The 20455-nt window shown below is 69.5% G+C and carries 17 protein-coding genes and 1 pseudogene; 9 read left to right on the top strand and 9 right to left on the bottom strand.

From position 1 onward, the window contains the following. Positions 1 to 47 precede the first annotated feature (47 nt). Together QE388_RS06020 and QE388_RS06025 are read left to right on the top strand one after the other, a co-directional pair. The gene (locus tag QE388_RS06020; RefSeq protein ID WP_307383866.1) at positions 48 to 1562 is read left to right on the top strand and encodes a methyltransferase; all 1515 of its coding nucleotides are present in this window, start codon (positions 48 to 50) and stop codon (positions 1560 to 1562) included. 124 nt (positions 1563 to 1686) lie between these two features. Further along, positions 1687 to 3114, top strand: a complete 1428-nt coding sequence (locus QE388_RS06025; protein ID WP_307383868.1) for a CCA tRNA nucleotidyltransferase — start codon at positions 1687 to 1689, stop codon at positions 3112 to 3114. A gap of 329 nt (positions 3115 to 3443) precedes the next feature. Here QE388_RS06025 and QE388_RS06030 read toward each other — a convergent pair whose 3' ends face one another. The 3 genes from QE388_RS06030 to QE388_RS06040 all read right to left on the bottom strand — a co-directional run bounded on the left by QE388_RS06030 (position 3444) and on the right by QE388_RS06040 (position 6118). Further along, a complete protein-coding gene (locus QE388_RS06030; RefSeq protein WP_307383870.1) occupies positions 3444 to 4532 on the bottom strand; it encodes a hypothetical protein in 1089 nt (362 codons plus the stop codon). Beyond that, positions 4529 to 4885, bottom strand: a complete 357-nt coding sequence (locus QE388_RS06035; RefSeq protein ID WP_275799065.1) for a PadR family transcriptional regulator — start codon at positions 4883 to 4885, stop codon at positions 4529 to 4531. The genes QE388_RS06030 and QE388_RS06035 overlap by 4 nt, the downstream gene beginning before the upstream one ends. 198 nt (positions 4886 to 5083) lie before the next feature. After that, a complete protein-coding gene (locus QE388_RS06040; protein ID WP_307383873.1) occupies positions 5084 to 6118 on the bottom strand; it encodes an NAD(P)-dependent alcohol dehydrogenase in 1035 nt (344 codons plus the stop codon). A 237-nt stretch (positions 6119 to 6355) separates the two neighbouring features. On the opposite strand from QE388_RS06040, the gene QE388_RS06045 reads away from it, so the two are divergent. The 4 genes from QE388_RS06045 (at position 6356) to QE388_RS06060 (ending at position 10862) form a co-directional block, all read left to right on the top strand. Then, positions 6356 to 7645, top strand: a complete 1290-nt coding sequence (locus tag QE388_RS06045; protein WP_307387065.1) for a GAF domain-containing protein — start codon at positions 6356 to 6358, stop codon at positions 7643 to 7645. Positions 7646 to 7843: 198 nt separating this feature from the next. Beyond that, positions 7844 to 8368 carry a hypothetical protein gene (locus tag QE388_RS06050; protein WP_307383876.1) on the top strand — a complete coding sequence of 175 codons (525 nt, stop codon included), beginning with the start codon at positions 7844 to 7846 and terminating at the stop codon, positions 8366 to 8368. Between the two features lie 339 nt (positions 8369 to 8707). Beyond that, positions 8708 to 10258 carry an aldehyde dehydrogenase family protein gene (locus QE388_RS06055; protein ID WP_307383878.1) on the top strand — a complete coding sequence of 517 codons (1551 nt, stop codon included), beginning with the start codon at positions 8708 to 8710 and terminating at the stop codon, positions 10256 to 10258. Between the two features lie 205 nt (positions 10259 to 10463). Continuing rightward, the gene (locus QE388_RS06060) at positions 10464 to 10862 is read left to right on the top strand and encodes a DUF779 domain-containing protein (protein WP_307383880.1); all 399 of its coding nucleotides are present in this window, start codon (positions 10464 to 10466) and stop codon (positions 10860 to 10862) included. Between the two features lie 7 nt (positions 10863 to 10869). Here the strand turns inward: QE388_RS06060 and QE388_RS06065 are convergent, their stop codons facing one another. The 5 genes from QE388_RS06065 to QE388_RS06085 all read right to left on the bottom strand — a co-directional run bounded on the left by QE388_RS06065 (position 10870) and on the right by QE388_RS06085 (position 15352). Then, the gene (locus QE388_RS06065) at positions 10870 to 11475 is read right to left on the bottom strand and encodes a response regulator transcription factor (RefSeq protein WP_307383883.1); all 606 of its coding nucleotides are present in this window, start codon (positions 11473 to 11475) and stop codon (positions 10870 to 10872) included. Then, on the bottom strand, positions 11472 to 12581 hold the full coding sequence (locus QE388_RS06070) for a sensor histidine kinase (RefSeq protein WP_307383885.1): 1110 nt from the start codon (positions 12579 to 12581) through the stop codon (positions 11472 to 11474). The genes QE388_RS06065 and QE388_RS06070 overlap by 4 nt, the downstream gene beginning before the upstream one ends. A gap of 17 nt (positions 12582 to 12598) precedes the next feature. Beyond that, the gene (locus tag QE388_RS06075; protein WP_307383887.1) at positions 12599 to 13396 is read right to left on the bottom strand and encodes an ABC transporter permease; all 798 of its coding nucleotides are present in this window, start codon (positions 13394 to 13396) and stop codon (positions 12599 to 12601) included. Then, positions 13393 to 14322, bottom strand: coding sequence for an ABC transporter ATP-binding protein (locus QE388_RS06080; RefSeq protein WP_307383890.1), 930 nt, complete (start codon positions 14320 to 14322; stop codon positions 13393 to 13395). Before QE388_RS06080 ends, QE388_RS06075 begins: the two co-directional genes overlap by 4 nt. Positions 14323 to 14440: 118 nt before the next feature. Further along, on the bottom strand, positions 14441 to 15352 hold the full coding sequence (locus QE388_RS06085) for an AbaSI family restriction endonuclease (RefSeq protein ID WP_307383892.1): 912 nt from the start codon (positions 15350 to 15352) through the stop codon (positions 14441 to 14443). Positions 15353 to 16236: 884 nt separating this feature from the next. On the opposite strand from QE388_RS06085, the pseudogene QE388_RS06090 reads away from it, so the two are divergent. Together QE388_RS06090 and QE388_RS06095 are read left to right on the top strand one after the other, a co-directional pair. Then, positions 16237 to 17286: pseudogene (locus QE388_RS06090) on the top strand (aminotransferase class I/II-fold pyridoxal phosphate-dependent enzyme); the annotation flags it as partial. Positions 17287 to 17395: 109 nt separating this feature from the next. Then, positions 17396 to 17800 carry a PLP-dependent transferase gene (locus QE388_RS06095; RefSeq protein ID WP_307383894.1) on the top strand — a complete coding sequence of 135 codons (405 nt, stop codon included), beginning with the start codon at positions 17396 to 17398 and terminating at the stop codon, positions 17798 to 17800. A gap of 309 nt (positions 17801 to 18109) precedes the next feature. Here QE388_RS06095 and QE388_RS06100 read toward each other — a convergent pair whose 3' ends face one another. Continuing rightward, the gene (locus QE388_RS06100) at positions 18110 to 19171 is read right to left on the bottom strand and encodes an LLM class flavin-dependent oxidoreductase (RefSeq protein WP_307383896.1); all 1062 of its coding nucleotides are present in this window, start codon (positions 19169 to 19171) and stop codon (positions 18110 to 18112) included. Positions 19172 to 19296: 125 nt separating this feature from the next. Between QE388_RS06100 and sfnG the strand changes: the two genes are divergently transcribed. Next, positions 19297 to 20430: a dimethylsulfone monooxygenase SfnG gene (gene sfnG / locus QE388_RS06105; RefSeq protein WP_307383898.1), complete on the top strand. Its 1134-nt coding sequence runs from the start codon at positions 19297 to 19299 to the stop codon at positions 20428 to 20430. The last annotated feature ends 25 nt before the right edge of the window (positions 20431 to 20455 follow it).

The following is a 20455-nucleotide window of genomic DNA, read 5'->3' on the forward strand; positions in this document are numbered from 1 at the left end:
CACCTCGGAGCCCCCCGATAGCCTCGCGAAGACGGTTGAATGGAGCGGTGCTTCCCGAACCCGATCCGACGCTGTGCCGCCTCCTCGCCGACGACCTGCGGGCGGCGGGCTACCGCAGCGCCGAGCTGAGGAGCGCGTGGGGTCCGCGAGCCGACGACGCCGTCGCACACGGACTGCTCGGCCCCGCGATGCGCGCGCTGGGCGACCGGCGCGATCCCCTCGCGGTGCTGGGGCGCCTTTGGGGGCTCGGTCGTTCGGTGAGGCGCGACGACCTCGCAGCTGCCCTGCCGTCAGTCGGGATTGCGGGAGCCGTCACTCTGGGCCTCGCCGCGGAGGACGGAGACACCGTGGCGCCCACCGTTCTCGTCCGCCCGCAGGCCATCGCCGACACGGACGGCGAGGAGGAGTGGTGGATCGCGAGCGACCTCGACGAGGCGGCGCTGGGCGGCCCTCTTCCCGAGGATCACGTGTTGGGCGTCGGTGGGGCGTCGCAGACGCTCGCGCGGCTGCAGGTCACCTGGCGCGCCGCTTCGGCTCTCGACATCGGCACGGGGTGCGGCATCCAGGCTCTTCGCCTGCGTCGCCTGGTGCCGCGAGTGGTCGCCACCGACATCTCCGAACGGGCGTTGCGGTTCACGCGCCTGAACGCCCTTCTGAACGACGTCGACGGGATCGAGACGCGGCACGGTTCGCTTTTCGAACCCGTCGAGGGAGAGGTGTTCGAGCGGGTGGCATCCAATCCCCCGTTCGTCATCACCCCGCGTGTCGCGGGGGTTCCGGCCTACGAGTACCGCGACGGGGGCCTCGAGGGCGATGCGCTCGTCGCCTCGGTCATCCGCGGGGTCGGAGCTCACCTCGCGCCGGGCGGAGTGGCGCAGTCGCTCGGGAACTGGGAGTACCGCGACGGCGAGAGCGGGCTGGACCGGGTGAAGGGGTGGGTCGATCCCGAGCTGGACGCCTGGGTGATCGAGCGCGAGGTGCTGGATCCGCTCGCCTACGCCGAGCTGTGGGTGCGCGACGGCGGAACGGTGCCGGGGACACCCGCCTACGCCCGTCTGATCGACGCCTGGCTCGAGGACTTCGATCGGCGCGGGGTCACGGGGGTCGGCTTCGGGTACGTGCTCCTGCGTCGACCGCTGGCCGGTGCACCCACCCTGGAACGCTACGAGCGGGTCGCGGGCGGCGGAGAGGCGGCGTTCGGTCCGCACCTGGCCGCGTGCCTCGAGGAGCACGACCGCGCCGCCCTGCTCGACGACGACGGGCTGGCTGCCGCGACCCTTCGTGTGGCGCCCGACGTCACGGAGGCCCGGCACCATCGTCCCGGCGAGGAGTCTCCGTCGGTGATCGAGCTGCGCCAGGGCGGGGGCTTCGGTCGCACGATCGAGGTCGACCCGGCGCTCGCCGCCCTCGTCGGCGCTTGCGATGGAGACCTCGCCGTGGGAGCGCTGATCGGTGCGATCGCGGAGCTTCTCGAGGTGGATGCCGACGACCTCCGTGCCGATCTTCTCCCCCGCGTCCGCGAGCTCATCGTGACCGGTTTCCTGCGCTTCCTCGACGCGTAGGGCCCTCGCCGGTTGAGTGTCCACGACACGCCGCAACTGCGGGGTGCGATACGGCGTGTCTTGGACACTCAACCGGAGGCGGCACCGCTGCGGTGCTGTCGGCGGCCCCGGATAGGCTCGAAGCATGCTGAACATGGCCGAGGGTCTCGCGCGCCTCGAAGAGCTCGCCGCGCATCCCGTGGTCGCCACGCTGGCCCGCGTCTTCGCCGATGCGGGCCGCGATCTCGCGATCGTGGGCGGACCGGTGCGCGATGCGCTGCTCGGACGCCTCACCCACGACTTCGACTTCACCACCGACGCCCGCCCCGACGAGATCCTCGCGCTCGTGAAGCCCGTTTCGTCGGTGCAGTGGGACGTGGGACGGGCCTTCGGCACGATCGGCGCGCGCGTCCAGGGCGAGCAGGTCGAGATCACGACCTATCGCGCCGACAGCTACGACGGCGTCACCCGCAAGCCCACGGTCGAGTTCGGCGACACGCTCGAGGCCGACCTCAGCCGTCGCGACTTCACCGTCAACGCGATGGCGCTGCGCGTCCCCGCGCGGACGCTCGTCGACCCGACCGGTGGTGTCGAAGACCTTATCGCCGGGCGCCTGCGCACCCCGATCGACCCGGCCGTCAGCTTCGGCGACGATCCGCTGCGCATGCTGCGCGGGGCGCGCTTCTCGTCGCAGCTCGAGTTCGCGATCGACCCCGACACCCTCGACGCGGTGAGCGCGCTGCGGCAGACGCTCCAGATCGTCAGTCCCGAGCGGGTCCAGGCCGAGCTCGTGCGGCTTCTGCAGACGGATGACCCGGTGCGTGGCATCCGGGTCCTGGTCGAGACGCGGCTGATCGACGAGTTCCTCCCCGAGGTCCCCGCGCTGCGGCTCGAGGTCGACGAGCACCACCACCACAAAGACGTGTACGAGCACTCGCTCACGGTGCTGCGGCAGGCCATCGCGCTCGAGAAGGAGCGGAACCCGGATGCCGCGCCCGACGTGCCCCTCCGCCTCGCGGCCCTGCTGCACGACATCGGCAAGCCCGCGACCCGGCGACTGGAGCCCGGCGGCGGCGTCACCTTCCACCACCACGACATCAAGGGTGCGCGGATGGCGCGCAAGCGCCTGCAGGCGCTGCGGTTCGACGCCGCGACCACGACGACCGTCTCGCGCCTGATCGAGCTGCACCTGCGCTTCTTCGGCTACGCGGAAGGCGCGTGGACGGATGCCGCGGTGCGGCGTTACGTCCGCGATGCGGGCGACGAGCTCGAGCGTCTGCACATCCTCACGCGGGCGGACGTGACCACGCGGAACAAGCGCAAGGCCCAGCGCTTGGCATCCGCCTACGACGACATCGAATCCCGCATCGCCGCCCTCCGCGAGCAGGAGGAGATCGACGCGATCCGGCCAGAGCTCGACGGCAACCGCATCCAGGAGGTGCTGGGGCTGACGCCGGGCCGCGAGGTCGGTGAGGCGTATCGCTTCCTGCTCGACCTGCGACTCGACGAAGGCGTGCTCGGCGAAGAAGAGGCCGAGCGGCGTCTTCGGGAGTGGTGGGCTGCCCGGGGGTGAGCTGCGCTCCGGCCGAGCACGAATGGCGTGCGGGCCGGGCGTGGTGTGCCGTCGGGCGTGGTGTGCGGCCGGGCGCGAGGTGTGCCGTCGCGCGGAGTTCGTGGCCGACACGCCGGTCCGGAGCGGTCGGGAACGGCGTGTCGAGGGCGAACTCCGCACGACGGCGCGCGTTCAGCGGGCGGGGAGACGGCCGGGGCGTGATTCGACGCCCCCAAACCGCCGAATCACGCCCCGAGTTCGGGATGCCTACTCCTCCTCGTCGCGAGCGTCCTCCAGTGCGGCGATCACGAGGTGGGTGAGGTCGATGCTCACGATGCGCGGCTCGTCGCTCACGGGGTCACCGCCGCGTCGGTGGGGCTCGGTGACGGCTGAGGCGTGGCCTCGGCAGCCGTTCCGGCGGAAGGTGCCGCGTCGGTCGGGACGGGCTGGACGCGCAGGAACGGGAACGCCGGCGTCGTCGCCTTCTTGACGTCCTCGACCGAGTCCCAGGTCATCGTGCCCGCCGGGATCTCGTGCAGCGGGTAGATGTTCCACGCGTCGGCAGCGCCGGGTGCCGTGTAGGACACGGGCACGGGACCGCCCCCGCCATAGAAGTAGTTGTCGAAGGGAGCGTTGCCGTTCGCGTTGCCGACGGTCGTGAGCGGAGTGCCGTCCTGATCGAACAGCTGCACGGTCGGGATCGCGTTGCCGTCGGCGTCGAACGCGAAGATGTTGCGGACGCGCTGACCGTCGAGCGACAGACCCGACGTGTAGGGCGCCGCGAGGACGTCGTGCGATCCATCCCACACCAGGGACTGCAGGTTGCCGCCGATCGCCGCGAGCGTGAACGGGGTCAAGACCACGGCCACGATGGTCACCGCGGTGCGGAGACCGCGGACGATCGCGTTGGGCGCCCATCGTCCACGACCCCACTGCACGCTCACCAGCAGCAGCACCGCCAGGAGCACGATGCCCGGGAACTGCACCGCCCCGATCAGATACGCGAGCGCACCCGACATCGAGCCGTACCCGGACCAGAAGAGTGGCGCGATGAAGAGATACAGCACCACCGCGCGCAGAATCCACCAGATCGGACGGAGGGATGCCAGCAGGTCGAGCAGCCAGGCACCGGCCGGGTTGCGACGGATCTGTGCCTCGACAGACGTCCGGGCGTGCGCGAGACGCTGGCGGAACGGCGTGCTTTTCGCTGCGGGATCATCGCCGCGTTCGGGGAGCCCCGCGGCCGCACGCAGCTCGGCGGCGTAGGTCGCGGCATCCGGAATCGTGAAACCGTCACCGGCCTCGGCGGCCTGATCCGACAGGTCGGCCTCGAGACCGTCGAGCAGGTCGTCGACCTCGTCGACGGGAAGGTCGTCGAGGTGCGCGCGCACCGCTGAGGCGAAGGCGCGGATGTCGTCGCGGACGGGCGTGGTGATCATCGGGCGTCTCCGATCGTGCGCAGCTTCGTGGTCGGGGTGTCGTCGAGGAGTGTGCTCATGGCGGAGGAGAAGTGGGCCCAGCTCGCGCGTTGCGCGGCGAGCAGCTCGCGGCCCTGCGGATTGATCGCGTAGTACTTGCGGTGCGGTCCCCCGTCGCTCGGTACGACGTAGCTCGACAGTGCCCCCGCGGAATAGAGGCGCCGGAGCGTGCCGTACACCGAGGCATCCCCCACCTCGCCGAGCCCCGCCTCGCGCAGGCGTCGCACGATGTCGTAGCCGTACCCGTCGTCGTGCTGCACGACCGCCAACACGGCGGCATCCAGCACTCCCTTCAATAGCTGCGTCGTATCCACACGCGGCCCCCTTCGCTTGTCTGCCTCGGACAGTACCACGCAGTGCGCGGTAGTGTGCGGTGCGAAGGCGTGTCGCGATCTGGACGACCCGCCGCGCGCTCGGAACAGACGGATGCTTCGCGCGACGGCGCCGTGGAGGAACGCCGAGGGGGTGGCATCCAATCCCGACGAATGGATGCCACCCCCTCGAGGTGTCGATCAGGGAACGATGACCGCGCGGCCGCGCACCTTCCCCGCGTGCAGCTTCTTGTACGCCTCGACGGCGCCGTCGAAGCCATAGCGCTCGACGTGGACGCCGACGGCTCCGCTGCGCGCGAGATCGAGCACCTCGATCAGCTCGCTGCGGGTGCCCCAGTAGGGTGCGCGCACGGCCGCGCCGAACGGGGTCGAGAAGAACCCGGCGGGAAGGATGCCGCCGCCGATCCCGACGATGTGGATGAAGCTGTCGATCCCGGCGACCTCTCGGGCGAGGTCGATCGTCGGCTGCACGCCGACGAAGTCGAAGACCGCGGCGGCACCGAGACCGTTCGTCAGCTCGCGGATGCGCTCCGCGGCGTGCTCGTCGGAGGTCACGGTGTGGTGCGCGCCGACCTCGCGCGCGAGGGCGAGCTTGTCCTCGCCGATGTCGACCGCGATCACGGTCGCCTGCGTGATGGCCCGCAGGATCTGGACGCCGACGTGGCCGAGACCTCCGACGCCGATCACGACGGCGGTGGCCCCGGGGTACAGCTTCTCTTTCGCGGAGACGATCGCGTGGTACGGCGTGAGACCGGCGTCGGTGAGCGACACGGTCTCGACGGGATCGAGGTCGCCGAGGGGCGCGAGGTGCCGCGGATCGTCGACGATCACGTACTCGGCCATGGCTCCCGGGCTCCCGAGACCGGGAGGGGTGATGCCCATCTCGGCCGCGTGCGGACAGTAGTTCTCGGCGCCCTTCGCGCAGGCGTGGCAGCGCCCGCATCCCCACGGTCCGTAGATGGCGTAGGCCTCGCCGATGTTCACGCCCTCGACCCCCTCGCCGAGCTCGTCGACGATGCCGGCACCCTCGTGGCCGAGCGTGAGGGGAAGTCCGTAGGTGTACTGCTCCTCGGGGAGGTCCATCACGAACCAGTCGGAGTGGCACAGACCGGCCGCCGTCACCTTGAGGCGCACCTGGCCCGGACCCGCGTGGGGTTCTTCGATCTCGACGACCTCGGGGCCTTTGCCGATCTCGCGATACTGCACTGCCTTCATGGCATCCCTTTCTCTTGTACTCTCCACCGTCCGCCCGGGGGCGGCGCGTGTCGAGGGGGTCGACGGCGTTTCCTCGGCTTGAGAACCCGTCTCATCAATGCACGTGAATGGATTTCGGATGCCGAGACGACACGTCGCACGAGGGCTCCCGGTCCTGGCATCCCGCCGTGAACCCTCGCCCCCGCGCGTGTGCGCACCTACACTGGACGCACCTCCGTCACCGCCGATGGGAGTGCCGTGCCTTCTCCGTGGTCGCGACCGCCGATCTCCCCCGAGACATCGGGGCTGCTGATCGCGCGAGCGCACGAGGAACTTCTCGCGGGAAACGAGGAGGATCGGCGGCTGAACGACGTGCGCCCGCTCGTGCAGGAGTCGTGGCGGCGGTCGTTGGCCTCCCTCGTGGGACCGGAGGGACTCCCCTCGCTCGACCTCGCGAGCGACGAGCTCGAGGCGTATCGCCGCGCGCATCCGCTCGCCGGGGTGATGGACATGGTCCGGGCTCTTCTGCTGCCCGGAACGGCCGAGGAGTCGGGCGTCGTCGTGGCCGTGGGCGACGCGGCCGGCCGGCTGCTGTGGGTCGAGGGCGACCGGCACATCCGGGCCCTGACCGGCGACATGGGCTTCGTCGCGGGCGCGAACTGGGCGGAGGATGCCGTCGGCACCTCGGCCCCGGGAACGGCTCTGACCCTCGACCGGTCGGTGCAGATCCGCGGTGCCGAGCATTTCAATCGGCTCGTGCAACCGTGGTCATGCACCGCGGCACCCGTGCACGATCCGGAATCGCGACGCCTCCTCGGAGTCATCGACGTCACGGGGGGCCCGGAGGCGGTGACGCCGCAAGCGCAACTGCTGGTGGATGCCACGGCCCGGGCGATCGAGAGCGAGATCCTCGTGGCGCGGCTGCGGGCCCAGCAGGCGCCGCCGCCGAAGCGATCGGCGCCGGCGCGGGCCCTGCTGCGCATCCTCGGCCGCGACCGGGCGGTGCTCGAGGCCGGCGGAGAGACGCTCGAGCTCAGTGCGCGTCACGCGGAGATCCTGCTGCTGCTCGCCGTCCACCGCGAGGGTCTGTCCGCCGAGGCGTTGAGCGAGGCGGTCTACGGTCATGCCGTCGTCGAGACGCTCCGTCCCGAGATGGTGCGTCTGCGGCGCGCGCTCGCCCCCGTCGCACCACGCCTGGTTCCGGCATCCCGTCCGTATCGGCTGCCCGACGGACTCGAGACCGACGCGCAGCACGTGCTGTCGCTGCTCGACCGCGGGGCGCATCGCGTCGCACTCGCCGCGTACGCGGGGCCCGTGCTGCCGGAGTCGGAGGCGCCGGGCGTCGTCGAGGTGCGCGAGTCGGTGCGCTCGGCGCTGCGCGAGGCGCTGCTCGCCGAGGCGGGGGTCGATGTGCTGCTCGCCTACGCCGAGACCGCGGATGCGCGGGACGACGAGGAGGTGCTGCGGCTGTGCCTGGCGATGCTGCCAGCGCGATCGCCGAAGCGGGCGGGGCTCGTGGCGCGGGTGGAGCGGCTCGGGCGGGAGTAGGCGTTCTCGCCTTGTGGCCCGGGGTGGCAGAGCGGGGCATTCCCGGCTCGGTCTCCGGCCGGGGTCGGCGTATTCCTGGACTGGCATGTCCCACTTCGTGCCGCTATCGCCCCGATTTCACGCACAAAAGGGGACACGCGTTGTGGGGATGATGTCCCGGGGGTGCCCGATGTCGGAGGCCCTCGTTACGCTGAACATATGGACGAAAAGGCGCTCGACATCTTCTCGGCAGCTCGCGCTCGGCGCGACGTGGGGCGCATCCGTGAGGCCCTCGCAGAGGTCAAAGCGGGCGACGTGGCCCGGGTCATCGTCCGATCCCCGCGCTACGGGCTGTACGCGATCGAGGGCACCGTGCGCATCGGCGTGGGCGGGCAGCCGCTCGTCGGCGACATCATCCTGGGCACGAGCTCCGAGATCCAGCGGATCGACGTGGGTATCGAGCCTCCCGAGCCGGCGCTCACGGCCGATGTCGTCGATCCCTCGACCCTCCCCCACGGCACCCCCGTGCGGGTCACGTTCGCCACGCCGACGAACCACACCTTCGCGCTGACCGGGCCGGTGACCGCCGGCAACGATCGCTTCCTCCTCGTCGGCAGCTGGATCGTCGCCGACGATCGCGCGATCGCTCCGCGCGTCATCAGCATCGAGCGCCTCGACGACATCGACCTGCACGAGGTGAACGTCCCGCCCCTGCGCTCGGTCCTGGTCGACGCCGACGCCTGACGGCGCGCGCGGAACGGATGCCACGGCCTCAGGGTCGTGGCATCCGCGGTTTTCGGTGACTTCGCCGGCGCGCGCTGGACGTGCGTGGCGTCTCGCCGGCCGTCGCGTGCTGCCCGCGCGGGGCGTGCGCGGCGCCGACGAGGTGAACGGATTCGGATGCGCGCAGCGGATACGGATCGAACGGGCAGCGGCATCCGAATCCGCTGCACGTATCCGATTCCGGTGGCGAGGTCTCGGGTGCAGGCGGGTGCAACCCGATGCAACCTTCCCCGGCGTACTGTCGGCGCCATCGCCGCTCGAAGCCGAGGCGGCGACTCATGACCGTCGAAGGAGACCAGCATGACCATCGTCGAAGAAGGCGTTTCCAGCGTCTACGCCGCCCCCGGGCAACGGGGGGCCGTCGCCGAGTACCGCTCGCGGTACGGGCACTACATCGGTGGCGAATGGGTCGAACCGCACAGCGGCGAGTACTTCGAGAACATCACCCCCGTCACCGGCAAGCCCTTCTGCGAGGTCGCGCGCGGTGACGGGCACGACATCGATCGGGCGGTGGATGCCGCATGGAAGGCGTTCGCGACCTGGAAGAAGACCACCCCCGCCGAGCGCAGCGTCATCCTGAACAAAATCGCCGACCGGATCGAGGAGAACCTCGAGCGGATCGCCGTCGCCGAAACGTGGGAGAACGGCAAGCCGGTGCGCGAGACGCTCGCGGCCGACATCCCGCTGACCGTCGACCACTTCCGCTACTTCGCGGGAGTCCTGCGGGCGCAGGAGGGTTCGCTGAGCCAGCTGGACGAGAACACCGTCGCGTACCACTTCAACGAACCGCTCGGCGTGGTGGGGCAGATCATCCCGTGGAACTTCCCCATTCTCATGGCGGCATGGAAGCTCGCTCCGGCTCTCGCCGCGGGAAACTGCGTCGTGATCAAGCCGGCCGAGCAGACCCCGGCATCCTTGCTGTTCCTGTTCGACATCATCGGCGACCTACTTCCGGCCGGTGTCGTCAACATCGTCAACGGTTTCGGGATCGAGGCGGGGGCGCCGCTGGCGCAGCACAAGCGCATCCGCAAGATCGCGTTCACGGGTGAGACCACGACCGGGCGTCTGATCATGCAGTACGCGTCGCAGAACCTCATCCCGGTGACGCTCGAACTCGGAGGCAAGAGCCCCAACGTGTTCTTCGAGGACGTCGCGCTGCGGAGCGACGACGCCTACTACGACAAGGCGCTCGAGGGCTTCACGATGTTCGCCCTCAACCAGGGTGAGGTCTGCACGTGTCCGTCGCGATCGCTCATCCAGCGTTCGATCTACGACCAGTTCCTCGGCGACGGCCTCGAGCGCGTGAAGAAGGTCCGCCAGGGCAACCCGCTCGACCCCGAGACGATGATCGGCGCGCAGGCCTCGAACGACCAGCTCGAGAAGATCCTGTCGTACATCGACATCGGCAAGCAGGGCGGTGCCAAGCTGCTCACGGGCGGGGAGCGCGTCGACCTCGGCGGCGAGCTGTCGGGCGGCTACTACGTCGCGCCGACGGTGTTCGAGGGCACGAACGACATGCGCATCTTCCAGGAGGAGATCTTCGGTCCCGTGCTCTCGGTCACGTCGTTCGACGACTTCGACGACGCCATCTCGATCGCCAACGACACCCTGTACGGCCTGGGCGCAGGCGTGTGGAGCCGAAGCGGCGACACCGCCTACCGCGCAGGTCGGGCGATCGAAGCCGGACGCGTCTGGACGAACACGTACCACCAGTACCCCGCGCACGCCGCGTTCGGCGGGTACAAGCAGTCGGGCATCGGCCGCGAGAACCACCTCAAGATGCTCGACCACTACCAGCAGACGAAGAACCTGCTCGTGTCGTACGCCGAAGGGGCGATGGGCTTCTTCTGAGCGGCCACGCCCGTTTGGTCAGCGTCGCGTCGTTCGCCGGCACCGCGCGATGGTGCGTGTCCCACTTTGTGCGAGTTGTCCGGGCGGAATCTGCACAAAGTGGGACGCGCTCCTCGGGTCGGAGATCGCGTGTCCCACTTTGTGCGAATTGAGCATCGACTTCCCGCACAAAGTGGGACACGCCTTGAGGAAAGGACGGAAACGGATGCCAGAACTCTCCCGCGTCGACGTGACGGATGCCGCGGCCTCGCTGCTGCGCGACCTGACGGCCAAGCACGGCCCGCTGATGTTCCATCAGTCCGGTGGCTGCTGCGACGGCAGCTCGCCGATGTGTTATCCGGTGGGCATGTTCCTCATCGGGCCCAGCGACGTACACCTCGGGAGCATCGAGGTCGGGCTGGACGACCCGATCGAGGTCTACATGTCGGAGTCGCAGTTCGAGTACTGGAAGTTCACGCACCTCACTATCGACGTCGTGCCGGGGCGTGGGGCCGGGTTCTCCGTCGAGGGGCCGACCGGGATGCGGTTCCTCATCCGATCGCGGATGCTGACGGAGGACGAGGCGGTGGCGTTCGGGGTTGGTGCGGCTGCCGAACGAGGCTGACTTCCACCTACAGCCACCCCCGCTCCACCGCCACCCGCACGGCATCCGACCGATTCCGCCCGCCGGTCTTCCCGATCGCGCTGGACAAGTGATTCTTCACCGTCCCCTCTGACAGGTGCACCGTCCGCGCGATGTCGGCGATCGAGCCGCCGTCGCGCGCCGCGGCGAGCACGTCGGTCTCGCGCTCGGTGAGCGGGGAGTCGCCCTGCGCGAGCGACTCGGCCGCCAGGGCCGGGTCGACCACCCGCAGACCGAGAGAGACGCGTCGTACCGCGTCGGCCAGCTCCGCCGCGGGGGTGTCCTTGACCACGAATCCGGACGCGCCGGCTTGCATGGCACGCGCCAGGTAGCCGGGGCGACCGAAGGTCGTGACGATGAGGGCGCGGCATCCGGGAACCTCCGAACGCAGGAGGGATGCCGCGGCGATGCCGTCGATGCCGGGCATCTCGATGTCGAGGAGGGCGACGTCGGCTTCGGACGCCCGCGCCGCCTCGACCACCTCGTCGCCGCGGCCGACCTGGGCCACGACCTCGATGTCGTGTTCGAGACCGAGCAGCGCGGCGAGGGCGCCGCGCACGAGAGCCTGGTCGTCGGCGATGAGCAGTCGGATCACCATGCCACCTTGAGTTTGAATCCGCCGAGGTCGCTGCGACCGATGGTCAGACGCGCGCCGGACGTCTCGACGCGCTCGCGCAGGCCCGCCAGTCCCGAGCCCGAGGATGCCGTGGACGAGGGGCCGCAGCCGTCATCGACCACCTCGATCGACCGGCCGTCGAGCCGCACGCGGCACGCGGTGGCACCGGAATGGCGGATGACGTTGGTCACTGCCTCGCGGACCACCCACCCGGCCAGTTCGCGGCGGTCGGCGGGCACCTGCTCGGTCGATCCGGGGAGGTCGGCGGAGACCCCGGCGCTCTCCAGCGCGGCACGAGCTGCCGCGAGCTCTCCGCTGATGCTCACCCCGCGATACCCGTGGACCGTCGTGCGAACGTCGGAGAGGGCACCACGCGCCAGCTGCTCGATCTGGGTGATCTCGTCGCGGGCGGCCGGGGAGCCGGCATCCATCAGTCGTCCGGCGAGTTCTGCCTTCACCGTGATCACGGTGAGCGAGTGACCGAGGATGTCGTGCACGTCGCGCGCGACGCGACCACGCTCCTTCTCGGCGGCGAGTTCGGCGATCTGAGCCTGCGCATCGCGGAGACGCTCGAGGGTCGAGATGTTCCGCATGAAGCTGAACATCATGATCGAGATGGAGAGGATGATCGCCGAGTTGAGCACGCTCGTGAAGGTGTCGGCCCCGCTCCACTCCCCCACGGCGAACGAGAGTCCGCTCAGCACCCCGACGGTCGTCCACATGGTGCGGGACCCCATACGCGAGACGGCGACGGAGACTCCCACGAACGTCCACAGCCACCGCACGTCGGCGCCGAGCCACGGCCAGAGCGCGAGGCTCAGCGCGAAGAGGGCCACGGGCAGAAGCAGTCGGCGTCCGTAAGAAGGCGTGCGACGGGCGAGGGGAGCGGTCGCCATGAACAGCGCCGCGAACACCACCACGATCGCCGTTCCGAGCACCCGCGGGGCCAGACCCGGCTCTTCCCAGAGGGTGAGCAGCGTCGGGAACGTCCAGATCAGGGAGATCGACGAACCGATGAGCCACCCGCGCTGAAACGGGCGACGGCCCGGAACGATCGCTCGTTCCGGGCCGGTCCCACTGCTCATGTCGTTCACCCTAGGCGTCACGCGCGCCGCGTGTCGCGACGGAAGAAGTACACGGTCCCCGCGACGAACACCGCGAGCCAGACCACCGCGTTGATCAGGGCGCCGAGGTCGAAGGCATCCCCCGTCAGAGGCGACCGGGCGAGCTCGCCGATCCCGTAGACGGGTGTCAGCTTGCCGATGGTCTGAAGGAAGTCGGGCATCGACGACAGCGGGAAGAACAGGCCGCCGAGGAACGACAGCAGCACCACGGCGAGGCTGGTGATCTGCGCCGCGTTCTCGCCCGGAACCATGTAGCCGACCATGAGGCCGAGCGTCGTGAACACCGCGCTCGCGAGGAGCCACGCCGCGAGCCCGGTGACGATCCACTGCATCGGCGTCAGGGTGACGCCTGATATGGCCGCGACGGCATACGTCGCGATGACGGCGATCAGACCGAACATCATGCCCGCCAGCATCTTGACGACGACGTTCGCAACGGGGTTGAGCGGGGTGAGGCGGAGCTGGCGGCTCCAGCCCTGTGCGCGCTCGACCGCGACCGACGCCCCGGTCTGGGTCGCCGACATCATGGTCCCGTACATCGCCATCGAGACCATGATGTACGCGGCCACCGACACTCCCCCGGATGCCAGCGGGGTATCGGTCAGCGGAACGTCGAGCGTCTGGAACCCGACGATGAAGAACATCAGCACGGGGAAGGCGACCGTGAACAGCAGGCTGCGGGGGTTGCGGAGCTTGCGCAGCAGCTCGATGCGCAGATACGTGAGCGTGAACCCACCGAACGCGGGGACCGGGCGGTCAAGGGTGATGGCGGTCATCGGACTGCTCCATTCTGGGCGGGTGCGGCGGAGTCGGCGGTGAGGGTGAGGAAGACGCTCTCGAGGTTCTGCGCCGTGATCTCGATGTCGCGCGCGTCGGTGGTGGTGAGCAGGTGGCGGGCGAGCGCGTCGGAGTCGCTCGTGCGGATCGCGATGCGCTCGCCGGCGGCCTCGACCGAGTCGACGCCGGGGAGGGCCGCGAGGGCGGTGAGGTCGGCATCCGGAAGCGTCGCGTGCACCATGCGCCCCGACACGAGGTTCTTGATCTCGGAGGTGGGGCCGTCGGCGACGATCTCTCCCCCGCGCATCAGCACGATGCGGTCGGCGTACTCGTCGGCCTCGTCGAGGTAGTGCGTCGCGAACATGACGGTGCGGCCGCGGGCGGCATCCGCACGGATCGCGTTCCAGAACGAGCGGCGCGCCTCGACGTCCATGCCGGTGGTCGGTTCGTCGAGGATGAGCAGGGCCGGGTCGCTCACGAGCGCCATCGCGAAGCGGAGACGCTGCTGCTCGCCGCCGGAGCAGAGGCCGACGCGTCGGCTCGCCAGATTCCGGATGCCGGCCCGCTCGAGCGCTTCGTCGACGGGACGCTTCTCGGCGAACAGGCTCGCCGTCAGCTCGACGGTCTCGCGAACGGTGAGGTCTTTCAGCAGCCCACCCGTCTGGAGGACCGCGGACACGAGACCCCGGGCGATCGCGCCGCGCGGGCTGTGCCCGAAGACGCTGATCGAGCCGGAGTCGGGGGTGCTCAGGCCGAGGATCATGTCGATCGTCGTGGTCTTGCCCGCGCCGTTCGGCCCGAGGAACGCCACGATCTCGCCCGGCTTGATCGAGAGGTCTATGCCGCGGACGGCATGAACGGAACCGAAGCTCTTGACGACGCCCCGCGCGTCGATCGCGGCGGGAGTGGGGGTGGAGGAGGTCATGTCTTCATGCTGGCCGCCGGGCGGCCGAACGACCTCAGACTCTCGTCACGATGTGGGGGTGACGTTCGTCATGGGTGCACCCGTCCTCCTGTCAGGGTGCCGGCGGGCGCGAGGTCCGTCATTCGCGGAGGATCTCCAAGCCGCCCGCGCCGTCGACGGTGATCCGCTCGCCGATGCGGCGGAAGTCGGCGCTGTGGCCATCCTGGCCGGTGTGCTCGAACGCCCCGACGAAGCGGTAGTAGATCCGCCCGAACTCGTCGCGGTAATGCGCGAAGACGAGGCGGGTCTCGCCCGACCCGCTGCCGGCGGGAAGCGGCTCGGGGTCGCTTCCCCCGGTCACGTCGACCGCGAGACACTGCACGATGCGCCGGCCGTCGTCGAGCAGAGCGTTGTCCCACTCCTTGTTCGGGTAGAGCTTCGGGAACCAGACCTGCACGCTCTCCGTCAGCCGCAGCATGCCCGAGCGGTGCGCGGCGAGATCCTTACCGAACAGGCGAGCGACATCGACGTGGCGACGGAAGCGGGCGTCGTCCTGGATGCCGACTCCCCCGCGCTCGATCCACTCGGCGGGGTCGTAGGTGCGGCCGAATCGGAACGGCACGAAGGTGCCCTCGTCGATCTGCGCGCGCTTGCGCTTACGGAGGTCGTCGACCAGCTCATCGATGTGCTTCCGTGCGTCGTCGAGGGTGTGGATGTCGTGCATCTTCCACCGCCAGAACTCGACGTTCGCGGTGTCGATGACATGCCGCTCCCGAAGGCGGTCCTGCTCGACCTGGTCGACGTGCTGCAGCTCGTCGATCTCCACGGCCAGCCGGAACTGCGGGAAGTAGAGGTCGAGCAGCGCGCGCTTCCCCTCCTCGCGCGCGGGGACGGCCTGTTGGGTGACCCACTCGATCTCGGGGTCGTCCAGACCGTGCACGATGCGGGTGATCGCCCATAGCTCGAACTGCTTGTGCACGATCTTCCGAAGGCGCAGGGCCTGCCAATCGAGTTCGGCGTCGATAGGCGTTCGCGGGGGCTTGGCATCCATCGGTTCTCTTTCCTGCGTGGTCGCGAGTCGACCGCGGGTGGGTCTTTTCATCCAAAGGGATGCCACGGAGCCGGCGTGGTCGCGCGGTGTTCGGGGTTGTTCGGATTCGACGGGCGCCCCGTGCATCCGGGGGACGGCGATGACGCACGGTGACGCGCGACGGCCGCGATGTCGGGGCCCCGGGCTAGCCTGGCGGCATGTCGGGCAAGGTGTACGTGATCCATGACAACCCCTCGTGGTTGCCGCCGTTCCGCGCGGCCTTCGACGCCCAGGGGGTGCCGCTCGAGGAGTGGCTGCTGACGGAGGGGGCCATCGACCTCTCGTCCGAGCCGCCGGAGGGCGTGTTCTGGTCGCGACTGAGCGCCTCGGCGCACACCCGCGATCGCGCGAACAGCAAGGACTACGGTCGGGCGGTGCTGCGGTGGCTCTCGGCATGGGGTCGTACCGTCATCAACGGTGCCGACGTCCTCGAACTCGAGGTGAGCAAGGTCGCGCAGCACGTGGCCCTTCAGCACGCGGGCATCGAGGTCGCCCGCACCGTCGCCGTCCTCGGCACCGACGGGATCGTCGAGTGGGCTGCGGAGTTCGGGGCCCCCTTCATCAGCAAGCACAACCAGGGCGGCAAGGGCCTCGGCGTGCGGCGGTGGGACTCCGTCGAAGAGTTCGCGGCGTGGGTCGAGAGCCCCGAGTTCGAGCCGTCACCCGACGGAATCACGCTGCTGCAAGAGCTGCTCGTCGCCCAAGCGCCGTTCATCACCCGCGCAGAGTTCGTCGCCGGCTCGCTCGTCTACGCGGTGCGGGTCGACACCAGCGCGGGCAGCTTCGAGCTGTGCCCGGCCGAGGCCTGCGCGATCCCCGGAGCCGACGGCGTCGAGCCCGAGCCGATGTTCCGTCGCCGCGACGACGTGGATCCCGAGCTCGTCGACCGATACCTCGCGTTCCTCGCCGCCGAGGGCATCGGCATCGCCGGAATCGAGTTCATCGAGACGCGCGACGGACGCACGGTCACCTACGACGTCAACACACGAACACCAACTACAACCCCGACGTCGAGGCGACCGCGCCGCGGTCGGGACCGCGTGAGATCGCGCGGTGGCTCGGTTCGCTTCTGCCGCAAGAAGTGGTCGGAGCTCGTGGCTGAGGCATCACCGCCCCACGTCGAATGGGACGGCTTCGGCTTCCAGACGCGCCAGGTGCACGCCGGCGAGGTCGAAGACCTCACGCACGGCTCCCGCATCACCCCGGTTCACTTGTCGGCGGCGTATCGCTTCGCATCCTTCCAGGAGGCGACGGATCGGTTCGCCGGTGCCGATCTCGGACACCTCTATTCCCGCAACCTCAACCCCACGAACCAGGTGGCCGAGCGGCGCCTGGCCTCTCTCGAGGGTGGCAGCGGAGCGATCGTCGTCGGCTCGGGGCAGGCGGCGATCACGACCGCCCTGCTGGCGCTGGCGGGCACCGGCGAACACATCGTCTCGACCGCGAGCATCTACAGTGGCACGCGCGTGCTCTTCGATCGCACGTTCGCGCGCATGGGCGTCACCGTCGAGTACGTCTGGAACCCCGACGACGAGGCGGAGTGGGACAGCCTCATCCGCCCCGAGACGAAGGCGATCTTCACCGAGACGCTGCCCAACCCCAAGAACGACGTCGTCGACATCGCCGCCGTCGCCCGCATCGCGAAGCGCCACGGCATCCCTCTGATCGTCGACAACACCATCGCGACACCGTTCCTCATCCGCCCGATCGAGCACGGCGCCGACATCGTGGTGCACTCGGCCACGAAGTTCCTCTCGGGACACGGGGCCAACCTCGCCGGGGCGGTGGTCGACGGCGGAACGTTCGACTGGGTGGCATCCGATCGCTCGTATCCCGCCATCACCGCGACGCCGATCGCCGAGCACACGTCGTATGTCGAGGCTTTCGGCCCGCGCGCCTTCGAGTTCTCGCTGCGGTTCGGGATCGCGAACGACACGGGGCCCGCGCTGTCTCCGCTCAACGGCTTCCTCTTGCAGCAGGGCATTGGAGACGCTCTCAGTGCGCATGCGGCAGCACCTCGCCTCCGCCCGCACGATCGCCGAGTGGCTCGAGCACCAGCCCGCCGTCGAGAGCGTCGACTACGCGGGACTCCCGTCGCACCCGCAGCACGCTCTCGCCGTGCGCGACTACGGCGGGCTGTCGGGCTCGGTGTTCTCCTTCACAGTGCGCGGGGGACGACCGGCGGCCGAACGGTTCTTCGACGCGCTCCGGCTGTTCAGCCGCATGACGAACATCGGTGACACCCGCTCGATGGCGCTGCATCCGGCGACCACGACGCACCTCGGCTTCACGCAAGAGACGCGCGATCGCCTCGGCATCGGCGACGGGCTCATCCGCCTGTCGATCGGACTCGAGGATGCCGAAGACCTGATCGCCGACCTCGATCAGGCGCTGCCCGCGGCGGGATAGCCGGGACCCTGAGGTTATCCAAGCGTCCGGGGGCGGTGGCTTCGACAGGCTCAGCCACCTCGTGGGGCTCAGCCACCTCGCGGGGCTCGGCCCCCGCGCGGACGTTCGGGAGGACCCTGAGCTTGTCGAAGGGTCCGGGCGTGCGTGCGTGCGGTGGCTTCGACAGGCTCAGCCACCTCGCGGGGCTCGGCCACTTCGTGGGGCTCGGCCACTTCGTGGGGCTCGGCCACCTCGCGGGGCTCGGCCACCTCGCGCGGACGTTCGGGAGGACCCTGAGCTTGTCGAAGGGTCCGGGCGTGCGTGGGGGCGTCAGGCGTCGCGCTGCGCCTCCAGGCGGCGCACGCGCGGAATCACCTCGGCCGCGAAGCGCTGCATCTCGGGCAGGTGCGGCGAGAACTGCAGCAGCAGCGTCGAGACCCCGACGTTCGCGAACTCCACGATGCGTTCGGCGACCTGGTCGGGCGTTCCGACAAGGTTCGGACGCAGGCCGCGGTTCGACACCGAGTACTCCTTGAGGTCGACCTGGGTGTCGAGCTTCGACTTGCTCACGAAGTCCTGGTACGAGCCGTACGCCGCTCCCCCGCGGACGTCGGTGATCCGCTCGATCTCCGCCTGCGCTTCTTCCTCGGTGTCGCGCACGATCGCGTACGCGGCCATCCCGAACGCCTCGAAGGGGGTCGCACCGGCCTCGGACCGGCGCCGGCGCATGTCCGCGACCTTCGCCGACAGCTCTTCGAGCGTCCCGCCGTGGGTGAGGTACGCGTCGGCGAAGCGGGTGATCGCGGTGCGACCGGCCTCGCTCTCACCACCGGCGTACAGGCGCGGCTGCACCCGGGGCTTCGGCTCGGTGTACGTGCCCTCGGTGCGGTAGTACTCGCCCTCGTAGGCGAACGGCGTCTCGTTCCAGAGTCCGCGCAGCACCTCGACCCACTCGATCGTCCGGGCGTACCGGTCGTCGTGGGCGCTGAACAGTCCCTCGTACTGCTTGGCCTCCTCGGCCCACCAGGCGGAGACGACGTTGAGGGTGAACCGTCCGCCGCTGATCTCGTCGATCGTGGCGGCCTGCTTGGCGGTGTGGAACGGATTGTGGAAGCCGGGGCGTACGGCGGTCATCAGCTCGAGCCTCGACGTCACCGCGGCAAGCCCGGCGGTGACGGCCCAGGCATCGAGCGAGGGAGCTTCGACGCCCTTGATGTCGTTGAGGTTGAGCTCGGGGATGAGCGTCAGGTCGAAGCCGTCCTCTTCCGCGGCGCGAGCGATTTCCGCGATGTGGGCGAACGAGACGGGGGTCTGCTCGTCGTCGACGTTGCGCAGCCATCCGCCGAAGATGGGGGTCCAGTAGCCGAAGCGCACGCGCTGGGGGGAGGTCATGGCATCCATCCTGACCCGGCTCGATGTCGTGTGTCGTCATGCGAAGACACGGGCCGTCACACACCGTTGACCGCCGTCGAGGTCGGTGCGACGGTAGCCGGGTTCCGATCCTCGAGGAGAACCCCATGACCGACATCGCCCCCACGCACGAGCCCCTCAAGTTCGCCTACTGGGTTCCCAACGTCAGCGGCGGCCTGGTGATCAGCTCGATCGAGCAGCGCACAGACTGGGGCTACGACTACAACGTGAAGCTCGCGCAGACGGCGGAGCGCGTCGGCTTCGAGTACGCGCTGAGCCAGGTTCGATACGCCTCGAGCTACGGTGCCGCACAGCAGCACGAGTCCACCTCGATCAGCCTGGCGCTGCTGCTGAACACCGAGAAACTCAAGGTCATCTCGGCCATCCACCCCGGGATCTGGCATCCGGCCGTCCTGGCGAAGTTCATCAACACCGCTGATCAGTTCTCGCACGGGCGTGCCGCCGTGAACGTCGTGAGCGGCTGGTTCAAGGACGAATACACCGACCTGGGTCTCGAGTGGCTCGAGCACGACGAGCGCTATGAGCGCGCCGCCGAGTTCATCCAGGTGCTGCGCGGACTCTGGACGCAGGAGAAGTTCTCGTTCCACGGCAAGTACTACGACATCACCGACTTCACGCTGCGTCCGTTCCCGTACGAGGTGCCGGGGCGTGCGCACCCCGACATCTTCCAGGGCGGCAACTCGACGGCGGCGCGCTTCAACGGCGGCGCATTCTCGGACTGGTACTTCTCCAACGGCAAGGACTTCGACGGCTTCACCGAGCAGTACGACGACGTCACGCGGATCGCGGCCGAACACGGGCGTCGCACGCGCTTCGGTCTCAACGGTTTCGTCATCCAGCGAGACAGCCGGGCGGAGGCGGAGCGGCAGCTTCGCGAGATCATCGCTCACGCGGACGACGGCGCGGTCGAGGGCTTCCGCAAGAGCGTGCAAGAGGCCGGAGCATCGACGAAGGACGGCAAGGGCATGTGGGCCGACTCCTCCCTCGACGACCTCGTGCAGTACAACGACGGCTTCCGCACGCAGCTGTTCGGTGACGCGCAGCAGATCGCCGAACGGATCATCGAGTACAAGAAGCGCGGCGTCGACCTGTTCCTGCTCGGCTTCCTCCACTTCCAGGAGGAGCTCGAGCGTTTCGGTGAGACGGTCATCCCGATCGTGCGCGAGCTCGAGGCGGATCTCGCGCGCACCGGCGACCCGATCGAGGTCGCCGCGCGCTGAGGGGCGGACGGATGCCGTGACCCGG

The organism is Microbacterium sp. SORGH_AS_0969, assembly GCF_030818255.1.
In the GTDB taxonomy this organism is placed as follows: Bacteria; Actinomycetota; Actinomycetes; order Actinomycetales; family Microbacteriaceae; genus Microbacterium.